This is a genomic window from Mycobacterium deserti (assembly GCF_025345615.1).
In the GTDB taxonomy this organism is placed as follows: domain Bacteria; phylum Actinomycetota; class Actinomycetes; order Mycobacteriales; family Mycobacteriaceae; genus Mycobacterium; species Mycobacterium deserti.
In genome coordinates, this window is record NZ_JAODWD010000003.1 from 668,956 (window position 1) to 690,681 (window position 21,726).

The 21,726-nt window shown below is 67.1% G+C and carries 15 protein-coding genes and 1 pseudogene; 12 read left to right on the plus strand and 4 right to left on the minus strand.

Going from position 1 to position 21,726, the window contains the following annotated elements:
• Window positions 1-38 precede the first annotated feature (38 nt).
• Genes alaS through N4S67_RS14745 form a run of 4 tightly spaced genes read left to right on the plus strand, consistent with a single transcriptional unit; the run spans window position 39 to window position 5,376 of the window.
• A complete protein-coding gene (alaS, locus tag N4S67_RS14730) occupies window positions 39-2,726 on the plus strand; it encodes an alanine--tRNA ligase (RefSeq protein WP_260993708.1) in 2,688 nt (895 codons plus the stop codon).
• Window positions 2,727-2,729: 3 nt separating this feature from the next.
• Window positions 2,730-3,323, plus strand: a complete 594-nt coding sequence (gene ruvX, locus N4S67_RS14735; RefSeq protein ID WP_260993709.1) for a Holliday junction resolvase RuvX — start codon at window positions 2,730-2,732, stop codon at window positions 3,321-3,323.
• Entirely contained in the window at window positions 3,316-4,560 is a 1,245-nt protein-coding gene (locus tag N4S67_RS14740) for an endolytic transglycosylase MltG (RefSeq protein ID WP_260993710.1), read from the plus strand. Before ruvX ends, N4S67_RS14740 begins: the two co-directional genes overlap by 8 nt.
• 6 nt (window positions 4,561-4,566) lie before the next feature.
• Window positions 4,567-5,376, plus strand: a complete 810-nt coding sequence (locus N4S67_RS14745; RefSeq protein ID WP_260993711.1) for a shikimate dehydrogenase — start codon at window positions 4,567-4,569, stop codon at window positions 5,374-5,376.
• On the opposite strand, the gene N4S67_RS14750 is transcribed toward N4S67_RS14745, so the two are convergent.
• The gene (locus tag N4S67_RS14750) at window positions 5,321-6,217 is read right to left on the minus strand and encodes an EamA family transporter (RefSeq protein ID WP_260993712.1); all 897 of its coding nucleotides are present in this window, start codon (window positions 6,215-6,217) and stop codon (window positions 5,321-5,323) included. The genes N4S67_RS14745 and N4S67_RS14750 overlap by 56 nt on opposite strands.
• A 23-nt stretch (window positions 6,218-6,240) precedes the next feature.
• Between N4S67_RS14750 and N4S67_RS14755 the strand changes: the two genes are divergently transcribed.
• The gene (locus N4S67_RS14755; RefSeq protein WP_260993713.1) at window positions 6,241-6,663 is read left to right on the plus strand and encodes a prepilin peptidase; all 423 of its coding nucleotides are present in this window, start codon (window positions 6,241-6,243) and stop codon (window positions 6,661-6,663) included.
• On the opposite strand, the gene N4S67_RS14760 is transcribed toward N4S67_RS14755, so the two are convergent.
• The gene (locus N4S67_RS14760; protein WP_260993714.1) at window positions 6,660-7,445 is read right to left on the minus strand and encodes a DUF5336 domain-containing protein; all 786 of its coding nucleotides are present in this window, start codon (window positions 7,443-7,445) and stop codon (window positions 6,660-6,662) included. The two genes, N4S67_RS14755 and N4S67_RS14760, sit on opposite strands and share 4 nt — an antisense overlap.
• Window positions 7,446-7,456: 11 nt before the next feature.
• Window positions 7,457-9,166 carry a type VII secretion protein EccE gene (gene eccE, locus N4S67_RS14765; RefSeq protein WP_260993715.1) on the minus strand — a complete coding sequence of 570 codons (1,710 nt, stop codon included), beginning with the start codon at window positions 9,164-9,166 and terminating at the stop codon, window positions 7,457-7,459.
• Window positions 9,167-9,269: 103 nt separating this feature from the next.
• Here eccE and eccB point away from each other — a divergent pair, with 103 nt between their 5' ends.
• Complete coding sequence (gene eccB / locus N4S67_RS14770) at window positions 9,270-10,766, plus strand: type VII secretion protein EccB (RefSeq protein ID WP_260993716.1); 1,497 nt, start codon at window positions 9,270-9,272, stop codon at window positions 10,764-10,766.
• Here eccB and eccD (N4S67_RS14775) read toward each other — a convergent pair whose 3' ends face one another.
• Window positions 10,767-12,248, minus strand: coding sequence for a type VII secretion integral membrane protein EccD (gene eccD, locus N4S67_RS14775; protein ID WP_260993717.1), 1,482 nt, complete (start codon window positions 12,246-12,248; stop codon window positions 10,767-10,769). It abuts the gene before it with no gap.
• Between the two features lie 81 nt (window positions 12,249-12,329).
• Between eccD (N4S67_RS14775) and eccCa the strand changes: the two genes are divergently transcribed.
• From eccCa to N4S67_RS14805, 6 genes and pseudogenes are all read left to right on the plus strand, one after another.
• Window positions 12,330-16,355: a type VII secretion protein EccCa gene (eccCa, locus tag N4S67_RS14780; protein ID WP_260993718.1), complete on the plus strand. Its 4,026-nt coding sequence runs from the start codon at window positions 12,330-12,332 to the stop codon at window positions 16,353-16,355.
• Window positions 16,352-17,806 carry a type VII secretion integral membrane protein EccD gene (gene eccD / locus N4S67_RS14785; RefSeq protein WP_260993719.1) on the plus strand — a complete coding sequence of 485 codons (1,455 nt, stop codon included), beginning with the start codon at window positions 16,352-16,354 and terminating at the stop codon, window positions 17,804-17,806. The genes eccCa and eccD (N4S67_RS14785) overlap by 4 nt, the downstream gene beginning before the upstream one ends.
• Window positions 17,806-19,194 (plus strand): type VII secretion-associated serine protease mycosin, encoded by a 1,389-nt coding sequence (gene mycP / locus N4S67_RS14790; protein WP_260993720.1) that lies wholly within the window; start codon window positions 17,806-17,808, stop codon window positions 19,192-19,194. Before eccD (N4S67_RS14785) ends, mycP begins: the two co-directional genes overlap by 1 nt.
• A 103-nt stretch (window positions 19,195-19,297) precedes the next feature.
• A pseudogene (locus tag N4S67_RS14795) lies at window positions 19,298-20,644 on the plus strand (MinD/ParA family ATP-binding protein); the annotation flags it as partial.
• A gap of 342 nt (window positions 20,645-20,986) precedes the next feature.
• Window positions 20,987-21,421, plus strand: coding sequence for a YbaB/EbfC family nucleoid-associated protein (locus N4S67_RS14800; protein ID WP_260993721.1), 435 nt, complete (start codon window positions 20,987-20,989; stop codon window positions 21,419-21,421).
• 5 nt (window positions 21,422-21,426) lie between these two features.
• Window positions 21,427-21,723 (plus strand): WXG100 family type VII secretion target, encoded by a 297-nt coding sequence (locus N4S67_RS14805; RefSeq protein WP_260993722.1) that lies wholly within the window; start codon window positions 21,427-21,429, stop codon window positions 21,721-21,723.
• Window positions 21,724-21,726 lie beyond the last annotated feature (3 nt).

Below are 21,726 nucleotides of genomic sequence, written 5' to 3' on the forward strand. Positions count from 1 at the left end.
ATAATCGCAGGTATTGACACGGTAATGAGGACGAGAAAGTGCAGACACACGAGATCAGGAAGCGCTTCCTCGATCACTTCGTGAACGCGGGCCACACCGAGGTGCCCAGCGCATCGGTGATTCTCGACGACCCCAATTTGCTGTTCGTCAACGCCGGCATGGTGCAGTTCGTGCCCTACTTCCTGGGTCAGCAGACCCCGCCGTGGAACCGCGCGACCAGTGTCCAGAAGTGCATCCGCACGCCCGACATCGACGAGGTCGGCATCACCACCCGGCACAACACGTTCTTCCAGATGGCGGGCAACTTCTCCTTCGGTGACTACTTCAAGAAGGGCGCCATCGAGTTCGCCTGGACGTTGCTGACCAACCCGCAGGACCAGGGTGGCTACGGGTTCGATCCCGAACGGCTCTGGGCGACGGTCTACCTCGACGACGACGAGGCCATCGCGCTGTGGCAGGAGGTCGCGGGCTTACCGCTGGACCGCATCCAGCGCCGCGGGATGGCCGACAACTACTGGTCGATGGGCATTCCCGGTCCCTGCGGTCCGTCCTCGGAGATCTACTACGACCGCGGCCCCGAGTACGGAGTCGAGGGCGGACCCGAGGCCAACGAGGACCGCTACATCGAGATCTGGAATCTCGTGTTCATGCAGAACGAGCGCGGCCAGGGCACCTCGAAGGAAGACTTCGAAATCCTCGGTCCGCTGCCGCGCAAGAACATCGACACGGGCATGGGCGTGGAACGGGTGGCGTGCCTGCTGCAGGACGTCGACAACGTCTACGAGACCGACCTGCTGCGCCCGGTGATCGACCTCGTCGCCGGGCTCGCTCCACGCGGCTACGGGCAGGGTAACCACGATGATGATGTCCGGTACCGGATCATCGCCGACCACAGCCGTACCGCCGCGATCATCATCGGTGACGGTGTCAGTCCCGGCAACGAGGGCCGCGGCTACGTACTTCGGCGACTGCTGCGCCGGATCATCCGCGCCGCCAAACTGCTCGGCGTCGATCAGCCGGTTATGAGCGAGCTGATGACCACGGTGCGCGACGCCATGGCGCCGTCATACCCGGAACTCGCGACCGACTTCGACCGCATCCATCGCATCGCGGTGGCTGAGGAGACGGCGTTCAATCGCACACTGGCGTCGGGTTCACGGCTGTTCGACGAGGCAGCCCGCGCGACGAAGGCCTCTGGCGCCTCGGTGCTGTCCGGCTCCGACGCCTTCACGTTGCACGACACCTACGGCTTCCCGCTCGAGTTGACCCTCGAGATGGCCGCCGAGTCCGGGCTGTCGGTCGACGAAGAAGGTTTCCGTGGGCTGATGGCCGAGCAGCGGCGGCGGGCGAAGGCCGACGCCGCCGCGCGCAAGCAGGCCCACTCGGACCTGTCGGCATACCGCGACCTGGTCGACGCCGGGCCAACCGAGTTCACCGGCTTCAACGAACTGACGAGCGAGGCCAAGATCCTCGGCATCTTCGTCGACGGCCAGCGGGTGCCGGTGGTGAGCCACGACGCCCGGCAGGACCGCGTCGAGCTCATCTTGGATCGCACCCCGTTTTACGCGGAGTCCGGCGGCCAGATCGCTGACGAAGGCGCGATCACCGGCGCCGGCGCGTCCAGCGCCGCGAAGGCGGCCGTCACCGACGTGCAGAAGATCGCCAAGACGCTGTGGGCGCATCGCGTCAACGTGGAGTCCGGTGAGTTCGTCGAGGGCGACACGATCGTCGCGGCCGTCGATCCGCGATGGCGACACGGCGCGACGCAGGGCCATTCGGGCACTCACATGGTGCACGCCGCGCTGCGGCAGGTGCTGGGGCCCAACGCTGTGCAGGCCGGCTCGCTGAACCGGCCCGGCTACCTTCGCTTCGACTTCAACTGGCAGGGCGCGTTGAACGACGACCAGCGCACCCAGATCGAAGAAGTCACCAACGAGGCCGTCGAAGCCGATTTCGAGGTGCACAGTTTCACCACCGGACTCGAGAAGGCCAAGGCGATGGGCGCGATGGCGCTGTTCGGGGAGAACTACCCGGATGAGGTTCGCGTGGTTGAGATAGGCGGTCCGTTCTCGCTGGAGTTGTGTGGCGGCACGCACGTGCGCAGCTCGGCGCAGATCGGTCCGGTCACGATCCTCGGCGAGTCGTCGGTCGGCTCCGGTGTGCGCCGGGTAGAGGCCTACGTCGGATTGGACTCGTTCCGGCACCTGGCCAAGGAACGCGCGCTGATGGCCGGACTGGCCTCGTCATTGAAGGTGCCGTCCGAGGAGGTCCCGGCTCGGGTGGCCAACCTCGTGGAGCGGCTGCGCGCCGCCGAGAAGGAACTCGACCGGATGCGGCTGGCGAACGCGCGGGCCGCAGCCGCGAACGCCGCCGCGGGTGCGGAGGTACTGGGTAAGGTCCGAGTCGTGGCGCAGCGGATGGCCGGCGGTATGTCGGCAGCGGATCTGCGGACACTCGTCGGCGACGTCCGCGGCAAGCTCGGCAGCGACCCCGCCGTCGTCGCGTTGATCGCCGAGGGCGACAACGACACCGTGCCGTTCGTGGTGGCGGTGAACCCGGCGGCTCAGGATCTCGGTTTGCGCGCCAACGACTTGGTGAAGCCGTTCGGTGCACCGGTCAACGGCCGTGGGGGCGGCAAGGCCGATCTCGCGCAGGGTTCCGGTAAGGGGGCGGCGGGCATCGACGCGGCATTGGCCGCTCTGCGCGCAGAACTAGGCCGGAGCTGACGCGTGGCCCATACCGACCGGCGCGCACGCGAGGAGCGCAACGAGGTAAAGCCGGATCGCCCGGGGGGCTCGTTGAATCCTCCCGACCCCGGACGTGGCCGTCGGATCGGTGTCGACGTGGGCAGCGTCCGCATCGGAGTAGCGTCCAGTGATCCTGATGGGATCCTCGCGACACCCGTCGAGACGGTGGCCCGCGACCGCGGCAACAAGCACCTGCGCCGGCTCGCCGCGCTGGTGCACGAACTGGAGGCGGTCGAAGTGGTGGTCGGCCTGCCCCGTACCCTCGCCGACCGAACCGGTTCATCGGCGAAAGACGCCATCGCGGTGGCAGACCAGCTGGCGAGGCGCATCGCGCCGACGCCGGTCCGGTTGGCCGACGAACGACTCACCACCGTTGCCGCGCAGCGGTCGCTGCGAGAGGCCGGTGTCCGCGCCAAGGGGCAGCGGTCGATGATCGACCAGGCGGCGGCGGTGGGCATTCTGCAGAACTGGCTGGACCAGAGGCGTCGCGCACGCGAGGAGCAAGTGATCACGGCGCCGCCCACGCGAGCAGTAGGCGATCACGGTGCCGCGCACGGAGAGGTCGGGGATGTCTGACTACTGGGGTCATGATCGCGTCGAGCCCGTGGCGGTCGGCCCGCCACGGCGGCGGATGAACCGTGCCGAACGCATCCGCGAGGAACGTCGTCAGCGCAAACGCCGTATCGGCCGCGGCGTGACGGTGGTGTTGTTGATCGTCGTCGTCGTGGGCGCGGTGTTCATCGGCTCCAAGCTGTGGCACACGCTGTTCGGCGGCGGCAGCGACTTCGCCGGTGATGGGGTGAGCGACGTGGTCATCCAGGTCCACGACGGCGACTCCACGACGGCGATCGGCGAGACGCTGCAGGACGCCAACGTCGTCTCGACCGTCAGCGCGTTCGTCAACGCCGCGGAGAACAATGCCGCCATCTCGGCGATCCAGCCCGGCTATTACAAGGTGCGCACAGAAATTCCTGCGGCCAAGGCCGTTGAGCGTCTTGCTGATCCGCAGAACCGGGTCGGCAAGCTGACGATCCCCGAGGGGCGTCAACTCGATGACCTGCAGGACGTGAAGACCAACGCCGTCACCGACGGGATTCTGAGCCTGATCTCGAAGGCCACCTGCGTCGACCTCGACGGTGAACGCACATGTATATCGGTCGATGCGCTCAAGAACGTGGCGAGCACAGCCGCACCGTCGGAGCTGTCGGTGCCCGACTGGGCCATGGGCCCGGTCACCGAACTGGGCGACGACCACCGCCGCCTGGAGGGGCTGATCGCACCCGGCACATGGAACATCAACCCGTCGGCGCAACCGCAGGAGATTTTGTCGACCCTTATCGGTGCCAGCGCAACGCAATACGCGCAGGGCGGGTTGCTCGACACCGCGGCGGCGATGAATCTGTCGCCCTATCAGATCCTGACCGTCGGCTCGCTGGTGCAGCGGGAATCCACCCCGGAGGACTTCGCGAAGGTCGCCCGCGTCATCTACAACCGGCTGGCCGAGAACCGGACGCTCGAGTTCGACTCCACCGTGAACTTCGCACTCGACCGGATCGAGGTCGCCACTACAGACGCCGACCGCGGACAGATGACGCCGTGGAACACCTATGTGCGACCGGGACTTCCGGCCACCCCGATCTGCTCGCCAAGTCAGCCTGCGCTGGCCGCGGCCGAGGAGCCGGCGGCAGGTGACTGGCTCTACTTCGTCACGATCGACATGCAGGGCACCACGCTGTTCACCCGCGACTACCCGCAACACTTGGCGAACATCGAGCTCGCACGTCGCAACGGTGTCCTCGACTCCGCGCGGTAAGCGCGAATGAGACCGGCGCGCAGTGATGCGCGCAGGGCGGCGGTTCTGGGGTCGCCGATAGCGCACTCCCGTTCGCCGCAGGTGCACCTCGCCGCCTACCGGGCGCTTGGCCTGACCGGTTGGACCTACGAGCGCATCGAATGCACGGCGGAGCAATTAGCGCCTCTGGTAGCCGGTTTCGGACCCGAGTGGGTCGGCGTGTCGGTCACGATGCCCGGGAAGTTAGCGGCGCTGCGATTCGCCGATGAGAGAAGTGCCCGCGCGGAGCTGGTCGGCTCGGCCAACACCCTCGTACGGGCCGCATGCGGCGGCTGGCGCGCCGACAACACCGACGTCGAAGGTGTCATCGGCGCTCTGGGTGACGTGGGACCCGGCGCCCGCGCCGCCGTGCTCGGCTCCGGCGGTACCGCGCCCGCGGCCGTTGTCGGGCTCGCCGAGCTCGGGGTGCGCGACATCTCGGTGGTGGCACGCAACCAAGCCAAGGCCGAGCCGTTGTCGGCGCTCGCGCAGCGGGTGGGCGTCGACGCCAAATGGGTACCACTGGGCACTTCGCTCACCGATCTCGACGTGGTGGTCAGCACCCTTCCCGTCGAGGTCGCCGCGGAACACGCGCAGACGGTTGCGACCGCTTCGCTTCTGCTGGATGCCATCTACAACCCGTGGCCCACACCGTTGGCGTCGACGGTCGAGGCTGCAGGCGGCCGTGTCGTCAGCGGCCTGCAAATGCTGCTCTATCAGGCCTTCGCGCAAGTAGAGCAGTTCACGGGGATGCCTGCGCCCAGGGAAGCGATGAGGGCGGCTCTCGACGGCCCCTAGCCGAGCGCACCGCTCCAATGCTGGCAGCCGTCACGAGCCCGATTGCCAAATATCCAGTCGCCGTGAGGCTTTGGGCGAGCACCAGCCACCCGGCGAGGGCGGCTACGACGGGCGAGAGACACGTCAGGATCGCGAACGTCTCTGGAGGTAGTCGGCGCAACGAGGTCAGCTCCAATGAGTACGGGATCACCGAGGACATCACGCCCACGGTGACGCCGAGACCGATGATCTCCCATCGCAACATGCTGTCGAGGTCCACAGTGAGCGCGGCCAACGGCGCGACCACCAGGGCGCCGATCGCGGTGGCAAGGGCCAGCGCGTCGAGATTCGCGAAGTCGGTCGCCACCCGCGTGGAGGCCAGGATGTAGCCGGCCCAGCACACGCCGGCCACAGTCGCGAACAGCACACCGGCGGGGTCGAGGTACCCGTCCGGAAGCCCGGTCAATCCGAGCAGGGTCACCCCGGCGAACGCGAGGACGGCCCACAGCCACGCGCTGCGGCGCGGGCTGACGACGACGGACAGGATCAGCGGCCCGAGGGCTTCGATGGTCACCGCGACGCCGAGCGGTATCCGGGTCAGCGCGAGGTAGAACGCGAGGTTCATGGCGGTCAGCGACGCGGCGAGGGCAGCCACCGATAGCCAGGCCCGGTGCGAGAGGTCTCGCATCCGGGGTCGGACCGTTGCGCACAGGATGGCTCCTGCGACGAAGAAGCGGAGGAACACTGCGCCGACAGCGCCCGCCGCCGCGAACAAGCCGACCGCGAACGCCGCGCCCACCTCCTGGCTGACCGCCGCGAACACCACGAGCAGCGCCGGACCAATTGGTGAGCGTGGACGCACCGCACCGACGTTAGCCTCGATGAGTGGGGGTGGGGATCGCCTGCGGGTGTGCGCTGGCGTGGCTGACGGCGTTGAGCGTCTTCGACATCAGGCAGCGACGGCTGCCTAACTGGTTGACCGTGCCCGGGGCTGTGGTGGTGGTGCTGTGGGCCGTCACCGCGGGCCGAGGTGAACCTGCGTTGCTGGGCGGAGCGGCTCTGTTCGCCGGTTATCTGCTCGTCCACCTGTTCGCGCCTGCGGCGATGGGTGCCGGCGACGTGAAGCTGGCCGCGGGTGTCGGCGCCATGACCGGTGCGTTCGGCGTCGACATCTGGGCGCTGGCCGCGCTCGGCGCACCGTTGCTGACCGCCACCCTCGGGCTGGTGCGCCGCTCGGAATCGACTGTCCCGCATGGCCCGTCGATGTGTCTGGCGACAGCGGGGGCGACCGCTCTCGCGGTGGTCTAGGGAACCGCCGTCGGTGGCGGTTCGCCGGTGTCCCGCCGCCGGTTGGGGTCTGCGTGCGTGGGGGCTTGGCCGAAACTGGGCAGTCCGGTCGAACCGCCGGCAGCCGTGCCGCCTGAGTTATGTTCGGGCGCAGCGGATCCGCGCGATCCGCGGTAGTCCAGTTCGGTGTAGTCGGCGTATTGCGACGGCCGATGGGTGCGCTGCGCGCCCGATGTGGCCTGAGCGTCGGCGTAGGACTGCCCGTATCCGCTGCTGTATTGGGACCCCTCATGCGGGACCGGCTGAGCCTGCTGGCTGTAGTAGGTGCGGACCGCCTGGTTGTAGTAGTCGACGTAGGCCTCGTAACCGGCGGTTGCAGTGGTCGCCGTTTCAGGGCTCGTCAGCAGCGCGGCCACTGCGGCCGCCATCTGCAGAGCGTTGGTGACGACGATCGCGGTCATCGGCCATCCGGGCTCGGCGAGTGTCGAGATGCCGAGAGTTTCGGCGTAGGTGTCGCTGGTGAAAGCGCTCGACAGCGCGTCGAGGAACCCCATGGCAGCCAGCACGGCTATGACCAACGGAAGCGGCTTCTGCCGGGGCAGGAGACCGAACAGCGCGCACAATGCCGCCAGCACGGCGAACCGTACATTCCAGCCCGAGGCTCCGCTGCCGTTGATCATCGGACCGAAGCTGAGGCCGTAGGCCACCACGCCCAACGCCACGACGACATTGAGGAGCACCTTCGGCAGGCGATCCTCGGCAGTGGGCCGGCCGGGCGCCGGTCCGGTTTGGTGCGAGTACACGAGCACTCCTCTCAATCGATGCTGTCGGCCGAGGCCTTGAGGTAACGCATTTCGTCGTCGGTGGCGACCATGGTGACCACTGCGGACCCCGCTTTCGTACTGACTTTTACGGTGTCGTGGTCCAAGGAGATCAACTCCAAGGCGACGTCGGCTTCGGGCGTCGCAGGCGTATCCGGCGGCATCACCACCACCGTGGTGACACCGGCGCGCACCGGCTCCTCGGCCACACCGTCGAAGACCTCCACGGCGTAGTTGCGGTCGGACCCGGCCTGAATGGCGCGTCGGTTGAAGTCGGTCACCCACAACAGGTCGTGCCGCCCGACGACCTCGACCATGTCACGCCACATACCGGGACGACGACTGTGCACGAGCACGCGGGCACCGAGCGCCAGCGAGCGCAGCACCGCCTGTTGAGCGAGGTGCAAGGTTCCGCAGATCTCCACCCGGGTGATGTGGGGGCCGAACAGCGGAAGGGCGACGGCGCGGCCCTGTTCGTCCGCCCCGACCACCTGTCCGCACCCCGATGCAGGCACCGCGAAATCGCGCAGTGCCGCATCGCGCCGCTCGTAGGACCAGTGTCCGACCGGACGCGACGGAGGCGACACCGGCAGCGTCGACGCAAGGGCCGAGAACTGTAGTCCTCGAAGGTGCTTGAGGCCTTCCAGGTCGACGGGCACCGCGACGTCGCTGTCGAAGCGAGCCAGCCCTCGGATCTTGACCACGCCGTGGTCGGCATCGTCGCGCAGCGACAAGCACAACGTGGTGGAGTAGCTGGGCACCGTCCACAACAGTCCGAGGCCCGCGGTGGTGAGCAAGTCGGGTTCCACAGCAAAGCTGCAGAGCCGAAATTGCCCTTCGCGGCATGTTTCCCAGGTCTCTTCGACAGTGGTCAGGCTGACGCCGTCGCTGAGTTGGTTTGTGGCCGCCGCGATACCGCTGGCGGTGAGGATCTGTGGTCGCAGCCCGGATTCGGTGAGCCGGTTGGCCACCCGTCGGGTTGCGGTGGTGGCTGTGCGCAGGATGCCCTCGCGGCCGCCTCCGCGACGACGGACAGCCTGCGCGCACCGCGACGGATCGAACCGCACCGCGATCCAGACGCTGCGGTGCGCGATCGCGGGCAGCGGGCCGAGGACGGCGTCGTACACCGCGGCGATGTCGGTGTGGCCGTAAGACCTGGCGCCGTGGCTGATGATGTCGATGGAGTCGAGCGTGATGTCGAACTGGCGCAGCGAGTCGGTCAGCGAGCGGATCGGTACCGTCTCACCCGACACGGTCATCCCGGGCTCCATGACCGTCATCGCCTGGGGATTCGCGTCGATGTTGATCAGTGAGAGCAAAGTCCTGCCATCCCACCGGAATCCGATCTGTTCGCCGTCGGATGCCGTGATATCGAACGGATCGGGCTGCGGGGGCGCGCCGGCCCTTCGGCGCCGATCCCGCAGAAACTCCCAGCGCAACGCCGCCAGGCGGGCCAGCGTCGTGCCGCGAACCGGCGTCACCACGAGCAGTGCCAGCGCCAGACCCACCGCGCCGCCCTGCCAACCCCGTTCCCCGAGGTACACCGCGACGAGAATGCCGACAGCAACGAGGATCTCGAGCGCGAGCAGATCGGCGATCGGGATGAACCGCTCGGCGCCGACGGTACTTAGCTGAGGCGGGGCGCTCGTCGCTCGTCGAACCGCCTCTGACGGGCGGCGTCGCGCATCTGGCGACGTCGGCATTCTGTTCGCTGTTAAGGGCAAGTGGCGCACCGCGTTTCAGAGGTCTTGCTCAACGTGCTATACCCTACGTTGCACGCCTCGCCCGACCGTGATGGGAGCGGCCATGCCAGCGCAAGTTACCACGCGTGCGCAGGTGAACGGTTACCGGTTTCTGATCCGGCGGCTCGAACACGCGCTGATCCGCGGCGATTCGCGGATGATCCACGACCCGATGCGCGGCCAGATGCGCGCGTTGATCGTCGGCGCGGTGATCGCCGTACTCATCACCGGGGCCTGCGGCGTGCTGGCGTTCTTCAAACCATCCCCGAATCTCGGCGATGCCCAGATCCTGCTGAGCAAGTCCAGCGGCGCAACTTTCGTGCGGATCGGGGACCGTGTGCACCCGGTGCTCAACCTCGCGTCGGCCAGATTGATCGTCGGGGCCAACGAAACGCCGAAAGAGGTCGACGACAAGTTTCTCAACCCCCTGCCGCGTGGCGCGATGGTCGGCATCGTCGGCGCGCCGACAAGCATCCGAGGTGCCGACAACATCGGGATGTCGTCGTGGACGGTTTGCGACAGCCTGCAGACACCGGCCGTCACCGAAACCACCGGTACGGCAAGCCTGCACACAACGGCTCTGGCCAACGACCCCGTGCTCGATGCCGACATTCGGGCAGCGAGCTCGGCGGAGGCGATCCTGAGCGAGGTCGACGGAACCAGCTACCTGATCTACGACGGGGTGCGCGCGCCGATCGACTTGTCGGATCCGGTGCTGGTCAACGGACTTCATCTGCAGGGCGCCCCGGTGCGGCCGGTGTCCCCGGCGCTTCTGAACAGTTTTCCGCTCGTCGATCCGATCACCCCGATAGTGATCGACGGCGCGGGGCAGCCCAGCGCTGTGCTCGGTCTGGAGTATCCGATCGGATCGATGGTCAGGGCTGTCGACTCTCGGGGCGAGCAGGTCTATGTCGTGCTGCGAGACGGGCTGCAGCCGGTGTCAGCGGCGGCCGCGGACGTCATCCGGTACGGCTCCGAAGCCGTGGCCGACGCCAAAGACATCGCGCCGGCCACCCTGGCGGCGACACCGATCGTGCGTCAGTTGCCGGTGGAACACTATCCGACCGTCTCGCCGCAGATCGTGCCGACCGACCCGGACCGCGTGGCATGTATGGCATGGCAGCGAACCAATACCGCGGCGGAGGCCACGGTTCGCCTACTGGTGGGACATCAGCTGCCGGTGCCCAACGCGGCGCAGCCGGTTCGGCTTGCGACGTCGGACGGCAACGGCCCCGGTGTCGACTTCGCCTACCTGACGCCGGGCGCGGGTGAATTCGTCCAGGCCACCGGCGGAGGACGGGACAGCGAATCCGCAGGGCCGTTGTTCTACGTGTCCGATACCGGATTGCGCTACCACATCAAAGATTTGCCGACGGCCGAAGCGCTCGGTGTCACCGGCGTCTCGATGCCCGACGGACCGGCCAATGCGCCGCAACGCGCCCCCTGGCCGGTGCTGTCGCTGCTTCCACCGGGCCCGAGCCTGTCGCAAGAAGCGGCGCTGGTCGCGCACGACGGCATGGTCGCCGACCCGGACAGCGTCGCCGTCAAGCCGCCGGAATAACTAGATGCGGAGTTCGCGGAAGAAGGCGTAGAGCCGGATGATCCAGAAGCACAACGGGAACATCAAGCCGATCGCGACGTACTCGCCGATCTCGACCCAACGCCTGGCGACGGGGGAGAACTCGCGCCGCGGAGCGACCAGCCCGCAGGCGACGACGAGGGCCGTCAGCACAGCCAGCCCCACCAGCGAGCGGATTTGCCAGTCTTCAACGTACACAGCGGTTTTGACGATAACGACAATTGCGATGGTGAGACCGCTGCCGATCAGGACCGCCGACTGCACCAGATCATGGTGCCCGCGCCCGCGGAGGCAGAGCACGGTTGCCACCACAACGGCGAACGCCGTCCCTTGCCAGAAGAAGCCGTTACTCACATCGAGAGCGAGATAGCTACCCGCAATGCAGGCGAACGCCGCACCGACCAGGATGCCGGTCAGGTGCTCGTTGGCCCGCCGCACACGCCGGATCAGACCCTCCTCGGTGGGGATGATCTGTTTACCGATCGCGTTGACGCCCTCCACCGTGGTGCCGCCCTGAGTTTCAATGTCGTCGAGCGGTTCTCCGGCCGTCGGCACCCGCGGGATGGGCAGCTTCGACAGCGCGATCGTCACTCGCGGCGCAAGATAGACCACGATGACGGCTATCGTCGCCATGATCGCCCCGACGGTCCGAGGCGGCGGCTGCCAGAGCAACAGAGCCGTCGCGCCGACACCGCCGAATGTGCACCCGGCAATCACAGCCGTATGCAGCGCTCGCCCCGAGCTCGAGATCAGAAGCACGACAAGCGAGCTCAACGCGACAAGAGCAAACGCCATGGGAAGAGATGTCACGCCGAATCCGTCCGGCACAACGAACAACGACCCGGCAAACACCAGAGGCAGCGCGACGGTGGTGACCCAGGCCGAGTGGGCAGCCGCGGTCGGCCGAAACGCCAGGGCGCAGGCGAGTGCCACTCCCGCCAGGCCTAGGCCGAGCACGGCTGCCGGCACCACGGGATCGGCCGCCCAGCGCGGCACGAGGGAGGCGAGCGTGGTCGTCGCGCCCAGTCCCACACCGAAACTCGTCAGCGGGGTCGCCTCACGGACCAGCCAACTCCGGACGCCCTGCAATTCCGGCGGGCCGTCGTCGACGTCGTCGAACAACAGCGGACTCACCGGCTGCGCGACCTCGCGGACCATGATCAGGTCACCGTCGTAGACCCCGGCCTCGCTGAGGGAACGGTGTGGCTCGATGGGTTCGCCGTTCAGGCGGGCCAATGTCCATTTGTTGGCGGAGGCGTCAATTACCTGGCCGCCGACCGGATTTCGCATCGCGAGCTGTTCGTTCGCGATATCGATGACGTCGTCGACGTACTCGGCGATGCTGACCTCGGCGGGCAGGCCGACGTCGATCTTCAGGCTACCCACCACCAGGGTCAGCCTGCTCAATTCGTGCTCGGACTCCGAATCCGGATCGAGGTCCGACAGCGACGGCGGTAAGGTCAAATGCGGTCAGCCTCCTGCGAATTGGGTACGTCCTCGCTGACGATACCCATTCGCCGGTTCCGAAAGGTCGGGAGCAAACGGGTGAGCACGCAGGGTTTCGTCCGCCGCCTGCGGGTGGTGCCGCCCCGGATGCCCGGTGGCGAAGTCAACCTCGCGCCGCCACCCGAGGTTCCGCGCGCCATCCCGGGCAATCTCCTCATCCGGCTCATGCCGTTCGTGATGGTCGTCGCGGTCATCGGGATGATCGCGCTCATGATCACCGTCGGGGGCCGTGACCTCGCGCGGAACCCGATGTTCCTCATTTTCCCGATGATGATGGTCATGTCCATGGTCGGGATGTTCATGGGCGGAGGAGCCCGCACCGGCAAGGCTGCCGCGGAACTCAACGAGGAACGTAAGGACTACTTCAGCTACCTGGCGAACCTGCGCGAGGATGCGGACACCACAGGAGCCGAACAGCGCACCGCGCTGGAGTGGAGCCATCCCGATCCGCGTGCGTTGGCAGACGTGGTCGGGACCCGCCGGATGTGGGAACGCCGTCCCACGGACACCGATTACTGCCATGTCCGGGTCGGTATCGGAACACACCGGCTTGCGACGCGGTTGATGGCGCCGGAGACGGGCCCGCCCGAGGATCTCGAACCCGTGTCGACGGTGGCGTTGCGCCGGTTCGTGAAAGCCCATTCGGTCGTCCACGCCCTGCCGACCGCCGTGTCGTTGCGCGCGTTTCCCACCATCACCTTCGAAGGGGAGCGCAAGCTGGCACAGCAGCTCGTCCGGTCGATGGTGCTGGAGTTGTGCACGTTCCACGGACCCGATCATGTTCAGGTCGCGGTCGTCACCGCCAACCCCGACGGTGAGACGTGGAGCTGGATCAAGTGGTTGCCGCATGCGCAGCACACGACGGCCCGCGACGGAATGGGGCCCATGCGGCTGCTGTTTCCCACCCTCGACCTCATGGAGCACTCGCTGACGGCCGACTTGGCCGAACGTGGACGCTTCACCCGCGGGGCGCAGCCGACCCAGGGACTCAAGCAGTTGGTCGTGGTACTCGACGACGGGTTCGTCACGGGCGACGAGCGACTGATCACCGATGCGGGCATGGACAGCGTGACGCTGTTAGACCTCAACGGGCCACGCGACGGGACGACCGCACGGCGCAGCCTCCAGCTTGTGGTCGACGGCGACGATGTGGCGGCGCGAACCGCCGCCGGCGTCGAACGGTTCGCCACGCCCGACACCATCACACTCGCCGAGGCCGAGACCACTGCCCGGCGCATCGGCCGATTCCGTCCGGCGAATGCCGCCCACATCGTCAGCCTCGAAAGTGATTCGCGGGCGGTGGACCCCGGGCTGATGGCGCTGCTGAAGATCCCCGACGCGGCCGAGGTGGTGCCCGAGACGGTGTGGCGTCCGCGGTCCCCACGCGAGCGACTGCGCGTACCGATCGGGGTCACCCCGAACGGTCAACCGCTGGAACTGGACATCAAGGAAGCTGCCGAGGGGGGCATGGGCCCCCACGGGTTGTGTATCGGCGCAACGGGTTCGGGCAAGTCGGAGTTTCTGCGCACCCTGGTCCTGTCCCTGGTGGCCTCGCATTCCCCTGAGGCGCTCAACCTGATCCTGGTCGACTTCAAAGGTGGTGCCACCTTTCTCGGGTTCGAGGGCCTGGCCCACGTCGCGGCGATCATCACCAACCTCGAGGACGAGCTGACTCTGGTCGACCGCATGCGCGACGCGCTGGCCGGCGAGATGAACCGCCGACAGGAACTTCTGCGTTCCGCTGGAAACTTCGCCAAGGTCAGCGAATACGAACGAGCCCGAGCCAACGGCGCGGATCTCGAACCGCTGCCCGCCTTATTCATCATCGTCGACGAGTTCTCCGAACTGCTCTCGCAGAAGCCCGATTTCGCGGAGCTTTTCGTGATGATCGGCCGGCTGGGCCGGTCGCTGCACATGCACCTGTTACTGGCCTCGCAGCGACTGGAGGAGGGCAAGCTGCGCGGACTGGACTCGCACCTGTCCTACCGGATCGGGCTGAAGACCTTCTCGGCGGGCGAGTCACGCAGCGTTCTCGGTGTTCCGGATGCCTACCACCTGCCCAGCGTTCCGGGGTCGGCGTTTCTGAAATGCGATGCCTCAGAACCGACTCGGTTCAACACGAGCTACGTCTCCGGGGAGTACGTCAAACCGAGGGCACTGGTGCGGACCGGACGGGTATCGGATCTGGGCGCGCTGGCGCCTAAACTGTTCACCGCTACACCGGTCAAGAAGGACGCGGCGCCGGTGGCGCCGGTCGAACCGCTCGTCCGTGCCGTCGAACCCACACCCTCACCGACGAAGGCCACACTGCTCGACGTCCTCGTCGGGCGTCTGCAGGGACACGGACGTCCCGCGCACGAAGTCTGGTTGCCACCGTTGGACGAGAGCCCCGCCGTCAACGAGTTGCTGCCCGACACCGACTGGAGTTCGCCGCGCAACATCAACGGCGCGCTGTCCATGCCGATCGGTGTGGTGGATCGGCCCTACGACCAGCGCCGCGACCTGTTGATGGTCGACTTGTCCGGAGCGCAGGGCAATGTCGCGGTCGTCGGTGGACCACAATCGGGCAAGTCCACGGCGCTGCGGTCGCTGATCTTGGCCGCGGCTGCCACCCACACGCCCGAGCAATTGCAGTTCTACTGCCTCGACTTCGGCGGCGGCACCCTGGCCAGCCTGGCCAAGTTGCCTCATGTCGGTGGGGTGGCCGGACGCATGGATTCCGACGCCATTCGGCGCACCGTCGCCGAAGTGGCAGGCGTGGTGCGCGCGCGCGAACAACTCTTCCGCGACCTCGGCATCGAGTCCATGCGCGACTTCCGGCAGCGCAAGGCCCGGCTGGCGACGCTGCCGCAGGCAGAGGCGGCGCGGGATCCGCTGAGCCGCGACAACTTCGGCGATGTCGTGCTTGTTGTCGACGGGTGGGCGTCGATCAGAAGCGAATTCGAATCGCTCGACCCAGTGCTGCAGTCGCTGGCCATCCAGGGCCTGTCCTACGGGGTGCACCTCGCCGTCTCGGCGTCGCGCTGGATGGAGATCCGGCCGGCCGTCAAAGACATGCTCGGCACCCGCATCGAATTGCGCCTCGGCGATCCGATCGACAGCGAAGTCGGTCGCAGGTCAGCCGAACTGGTCCCGATCGGGCGGCCGGGACGAGGCATCAACCCAGAGAAACTGCACATTCTCGTCGCGCTGCCGAGGCTGGATTCCAGCTCCGATGTCGAGGATCTGCCCGCCGGAGTGGCTGGCGCGGTCGAAGCCATGCGGGCCCACTACGGCGAACGCGAGGCGCCGAGGGTGCGGATGCTGCCGCACGACGTCGATCGGCAGGCGGTCATCCGCGCGGCGCGCAACGCTGGCCAGTTGAGCAAGTCGCGCATCGCCATCGGGATTAATGAGGACGAACTCGCGCCCGTCGTCGTCGATTTCGATGCCCAGCCGCACATGGTGGCCTTCGCCGACACCGAATGCGGTAAGACGGGCCTGCTTCGCAATATCGCCGCCGGGGTGATGGAGAACGCCGGGCCTGCGGAGGCGAAACTCATCCTCGTCGACTTCCGCCGGTCGATGCTGGGCGTGATCGACGAGGACTACCTCGGCGGCTACGCCACCGCTCCGCAGTCGTGTGCCGAGCTGATGACCGCGCTGGCCGGCGCGCTTAAGGATCGACTGCCACCGAACGACATCACCCAACAGCAGCTGAAGGAGCGGTCGTGGTGGTCGGGGCCCGATCTGTTCGTGATGATCGACGATTACGACCTCATCCCCGGCGGCTCACTCAACCACCCCCTCGCACCCCTGGTCGAATACCTGCCGCAGGCCCGCGATATCGGCCTGCGCGTCATCGTTACCCGTCGCAGTGGCGGTGCGGGTCGCGCGATGATGGACCCGATCATCGGACGCTTGAAAGACCTGTCCTGCAACGGTTTGGTCATGAGCGGCAGCAGGGAGGAAGGCGCGCTTTTCGGTGGCTACAAAGCGACCGCGATGCCGCCCGGCCGGGGGATGCTGATCTCCAGGACCATGAAGGGCGGCGTCGTCCAGCTGTCGAGGATGCCCGATCTGTGACCGGGGTCAGTGAACTCAGGCACGTGCACGTGGTGTCCGCCGCCCCGGACATGGTTCGGGTGTCGGTCATCGGCGGGCGCACACAGCTCGATGTGGCACTGCCCGCCGACGTTCCGATCGCCGCGTATCTGCCTGAATTGGCACAGCTGATCAGTTCCCGCGATTCGCGCCGAGACGACGAAGCGAGCGGTCGCGACGAGCGGCGCACCTTCTGGGTGCTCACCCGAGTCGACGGAAACGCCGATCTGATGCCCGAGCAATCGCTGCGCGACGCGTCGATCACCAACGGCGAGCTACTGCGCATGTCCCAGCGGCCCGCTCTGTCGCCGCCGGCCCTTTTCGACGATGTGGTCGACGCCGCTGCCCGGCTCAACAGGGCGTCGTACGCCGGCTGGGATGCCACCGCGGCAGGGGTCATGGCGATCGCCGGCATGTGGCTGGCGACAGCGGTCTGGATGTATTTCCTCGTCACGGAGGCGTTGTCGGCACACCGAGGAGTGGTGGTCGTCGGTGCCGTGCTGACGCTCGTCACCATGGTCGGCGGTGCGACGCTCGTGCACCGCGCGCTGGGCCGCACAGATATCGCTGCCGCGGCCGGCGTGCCGACACTCGCGCTGACCGGAGCCATCGCCTGGACGCTCGGTCAGCCGCAGGACAATTACGTGCGGGCCGGAACGTGCGCGGTCCTGCTCATACTGGTCGCCGCCTACTACCGGTTGATACGCGCGGGCCGCTGGGCCTACATCGCGACTGCCGTGGCTATTTCCTTCGCGACGGCGGCGTTGCTGGGCTTCGCGCTCAGCGTGCCGGTCGACGTGCTGGCGACGGTCAGTGCGGTCGTAGCAACGCAGGGATGCCTGGTAGTCGCCCCTCTGACAGCCAGGCTGGAGCGTTCCCCGACGCCGACCGTCGACGACGATCGCGACGTTGATGAGCCGTCCAAGGCTATCGGCGACACCGACACCGGTGACGCGGCGACCATCCCGAGCGCAGAACAGGTCTGGGCGCGGGTGCGTTCCGCGGCGCTCGCTCGGGCAGGGCTGTGGGCCGGACTGGCCGCGGTGGCGGTCGTCGCATCGGTAGTGCTGCTGCGCGCCCAATCAAGTTGGGCCGCGCTGAGTTTGATTCTCATCTGCGCCGGCGTATTGGGCCTTCGAAGCGGTCGGGCTGCAACCGTGCCCGAGCGCGCGGCTCTCGGACTGCCCGCGCTCATGCTGGTGTTCGTCGCATGCGCGCAGGTACAGGGTGACGACGACTCGTTGCGGCTGACAGGTGTCGTTCTCCTGGCGGTGACCGCGATCGTCGCGATCATCGGCGGGCTGGTCATCGCGGGCGGGGGTGCTCCGCGGTGGATCGCTGTCGTCGCCGCCTATCTCGAATACCTCGCGGTGGCGTCGTTGGTGCCGGTGGCGTTATGGCCACTCGGCATCTATGAGCGGCTGGACTGGTGATGCGCGGTATCTGGCGCGGTGCGGCCCTCCTGGTTGTGGTGCTGTTGACGGTCGCGGCGGGCCTGGGGATGCCGTCTCATGCGTCGGCGATCACCCCCCCGGTCGTGTCGCCGGCGCCGCCGCCGACCGGTCCGGTGGGTCCGCCGATTCCGACGGAGCCGAAGGCGATCTGCGGGGTCCCGACGGGCGTGCTACCCGCCACCGACTTCACCAAACAGCCCAGCGCCGATGCCATGCTCGAATACCGCTCAGCATGGCGGTTCTCCCGCGGAGCGGGACAGAAGGTGGCGGTCATCGACACCGGAGTGAACCGGCACCCGCGGCTGCCGATGCTGGAACCCGGCGGCGATTATGTGTCGAACTCCGACGGGTTGCAGGACTGCGACGCGCACGGCACCCTCGTCGCGGGCATCATCGCCGCCTCGCCGTCGGCCGACGACAGCTTCGCCGGCGTGGCACCCGAGGCCGCGATTCTGTCGATTCGGCAGAACAGCGGGGCCTACGGACCCGTAGGGCCCTCGTCGGGACCCGACGACGACCCGAATGCCGTGTCAACGGGTTTCGGCGACACCCGCACCCTGGCTGTTGCCATCACTCGCGCAGTGGACCTCGGCGCCACCGTGATCAATCTGTCGGAAGTGGCCTGTGCTCCGGTATCGGCGGGCCTGGACGATGTGGCGCTCGGCCACGCCGTCCGGTATGCCTTCGAGCGCAACGTCGTCGTTGTCGCGGCTGCAGGCAACTTCAACGAACAAAGCATGTGCAATGCCCAGAACACGATCGCCGACCCGAATCAGCCGCTTGAAACCGCCTGGGACACTGTCGGCACCATCGCCAGTCCCGCCTGGTTCGCCGACTACGTGCTGACCGTTGGAGCGGTGACGACGTCGGCCGCGCCGGCCGACTTCAGCCTTCACGGTCCATGGGTCGCTGTCGCCGCGCCGGGGGAGCGGATCACCTCCCTGGACGCGAACGGACCGGGTTTGATCAACGCCCAACTCGGCCGCGACGGCCTCACCCCGATCAACGGAACCAGTTTCGCAACCCCTTACGTGTCCGGTGTGGTGGCGCTGATCAGGTCCCGCTTCCCGCAGTTGAGTGCCAAAGAGGTGATGGATCTCGTCAAACGGACCGCCCGCACGCCAGGCGACGGTCCCAACTTGGCCACCGGATTCGGGGTTGTCGACCCGGTCGCGGCGCTGACGTACCGGCTATCACCCGCAAATGGCAAACCGGACATCGGTACCGGCACGCCGATCAGCGGTCCACCGCAGCCCGATCCAGGAAACGTGCGGGCCCGTGCCATCGTCCTCGTCGTCACCGCGGCGAGCGTCGCGATGATGGCGGCGGCGCTTGCCCTTACCGCCATCCGCAGGCGCGCGCGGTGAGCAGGTACGTACGATCAGACTTGACCCCCAGCGCAGGACCGTGAGGAGAGGGATGGCGAACGACATGCCTTCGAACGGTGAGTCGCTCGACAACGGTCGCGACGAGGTCGACGCGCGGGCGGCGGCACTTCAGGACCGGATCGCGGCGGCCCGCGCCGATTCCGACGACGCTGCGCGGCCACCGGCACGTCGGCTGGCGCAGCCACCGTGGCAGATGCAGACGACCATCGGGACCAGGGCTTTCGCCGAACGGTTCGAACCGGATTCGCCGCCGCGCCGCCCCGAACCCGTTGATGCGGATCCCGTGCCCCGTCCCGACGAGGTGCCGACGGTCGACACGCCACCTGCGCCGGTGACCTGGCAGCCTGGGCCGCCACCGCCCCCGCCGACGGGATGGCTGCCGCCACCTCCACCAGGCTGGCTCCCGCCGCCACCGCCGCCGGGGTGGTCGCCGCCAGAGCAGCACGCTGGGCCTGTGGCACCGAATTTCGCTTCACCGCAACGATTTCGGAGTCCGCCGTCGCTCGATGAGGCCGAAATCGTCCACCGCGCCCGCAACGCCCCTCAGTCGGGGTGGCGTCGTGCGGTGCACCGCGCGAGCGGTGGCCACATCAACCCCGGCGAGTCGCGCAAGGAGCGAAGGAAAGCCGACCTTCTCGCCCAGATCCGCACGCCGATCGCCGGTGACTTCCGTATCGCGGTGCTGTCCATCAAGGGCGGGGTCGGGAAAACGACCACCACGTTGGGCCTGGGTTCTGTACTGGCCATGATGCGCAACGACCGCGTGATCGCCGTCGACGCCAATCCCGACCGCGGCACGCTGGCTGAGCGGGTGCAGGATGCCTCGACACAGTCGACGGTGCGTGACCTGTTGTCGGACCGCAACATCAAGCGCTACGCCGACGTGCGCGTCCATACCCGGATGGCGAGCAGTCGGATCGAGGTGCTGGCCAGCGAGCAGGAGCCCGCGGTGTCCGAGGTGTTCGGTGAGGCCGATTACCGCCGCACCGTCGAGATCCTGCGGCACTACTACAACATCATCCTGACCGATTGCGGCACGGGCATCATGCACTCGGCGATGGCGGGAGTCTTGGATCTCGCGCATTCGATCGTGCTGGTGAGTTCGCCGGCGATCGACGCCGCCCGCAGTGCGTCGGCGACCCTGGATTGGCTGATGCAACACGGCCATTCCGCTCTTGTGCGGGAGGCGCATGTCGTGCTCAGCGCGTCACGGCCGGGATCGGCCGCACTCAAGCTGGACAAGGTCTACGAGCATTTCGAAGCACGGTGCCGATCCGTGCACCTGATTCCCTTCGATCCACACCTCGCCGAGGGTGCGGACATCGACGTCAATTTGCTGAAACCCTCAACGTTCGAAGCCTATTTGGAGTTGGCGGGTGCGGTAGCGGAGAAGTTTCCCCGGTTGCGCGGCGGTCGCCACCGCCAGTAAATCGCCTACGGGTCAGGGGTGGTTGGCGCGCTCGCAAATACATCGTCGTGTCCTTAATGATTCGCGGGCAATGCATCGGTGAGCGAGTGTGTGCACGAGGACGCTGTTGCGTCGACCCTCCCGCAAAGTGTTGAGTTACGCGTCCTGCAGGTGGCGGCAACATCGTTACTATTTGACGCGCGTGCTCGAAAACTCAAGTATCCGAACAGGTTTCACAATATTTCCTTTGCGGTTCTCCTTCCGTCTGAGAGAATGTTGCGATTCCGTGTTCGGGCTGAGCCGCCGGTTGCGCGCGGCCGTCGTGAGTGAGGTGGTTTGACCAACGAAGCGCGGCGTCATCAGATGACCGAAGTGTTGGCCCTCGTGCAGGAGCAGATGGCCGACATCGCGGCAGTACAGCGCAAACAGGCTGAGCTCACGGCGAGCGCTGCCGTGGCCGACGGCATGGTCGAGGTGACCGTCAGCGCACATGGTCATGTCATCGCAACCGAGATCGACGAGTCCTATCTCGACGAATACGAACTCCAGGAATTGGGCGATCACATCACCGCGGCCGCGCAGCAGGCCGCTCGAACGGTCGCCGATCGAGCCGCCGAGATGATGGCCCCCATCGCCGACCGCCGCAGGTTCTTGCCCGGCCTGTCCGAGATCGTCGAGGGTGCACCCGATCTGCGTGACCTCGCGCCCCAGGCGTTGGACCCGTTCGCCAAATCCGAGACGAACCCACACGATGAGGACGACACCGCTGAATCAGCGTTTCCCACTGTGAGGAGATGAGCACAATGTCCGACCCACTAGGAGTGACGCCGCCCGAGCTGCGAGCAACCTCCCAACACCTCAACGCCGTCAGCGGCAGGATGAAAGAGGTGTTGTCTGCATTGCAGGCGAACCTCGGGGGCGAAGGAGCCGCGTGGGGCAATGACAAGATCGGTGACCAGTACGCCAACGGCGACGCCGGCTATCTGGCTCAGCAGGAGTGGGTCGACGGCTCGATCAACGCCAAAACGGGTCTCCTCGACTACTACTCGAAGGGCTTGAAACGCGCGGCGGATTCATTCGAGCAACAGGACGGGTCCTAGCTC

Bases quoted from the DNA above. Each gene is read 5' to 3' on its own strand.
- mycP (WP_260993720.1), top strand. From the start codon at position 17,806: ATGCGCGGTATCTGGCGCGGTGCGGCCCTCCTGGTTGTGGTGCTGTTG.
- N4S67_RS14740 (WP_260993710.1), top strand. From the start codon at position 3,316: ATGTCTGACTACTGGGGTCATGATCGCGTCGAGCCCGTGGCGGTCGGC.
- N4S67_RS14745 (WP_260993711.1), top strand. From the start codon at position 4,567: ATGAGACCGGCGCGCAGTGATGCGCGCAGGGCGGCGGTTCTGGGGTCG.
- eccE (WP_260993715.1), bottom strand. From the start codon at position 9,166: ATGCCGACGTCGCCAGATGCGCGACGCCGCCCGTCAGAGGCGGTTCGA.
- N4S67_RS14800 (WP_260993721.1), top strand. From the start codon at position 20,987: ATGACCGAAGTGTTGGCCCTCGTGCAGGAGCAGATGGCCGACATCGCG.
- N4S67_RS14805 (WP_260993722.1), top strand. From the start codon at position 21,427: ATGTCCGACCCACTAGGAGTGACGCCGCCCGAGCTGCGAGCAACCTCC.
- eccB (WP_260993716.1), top strand. From the start codon at position 9,270: ATGCCAGCGCAAGTTACCACGCGTGCGCAGGTGAACGGTTACCGGTTT.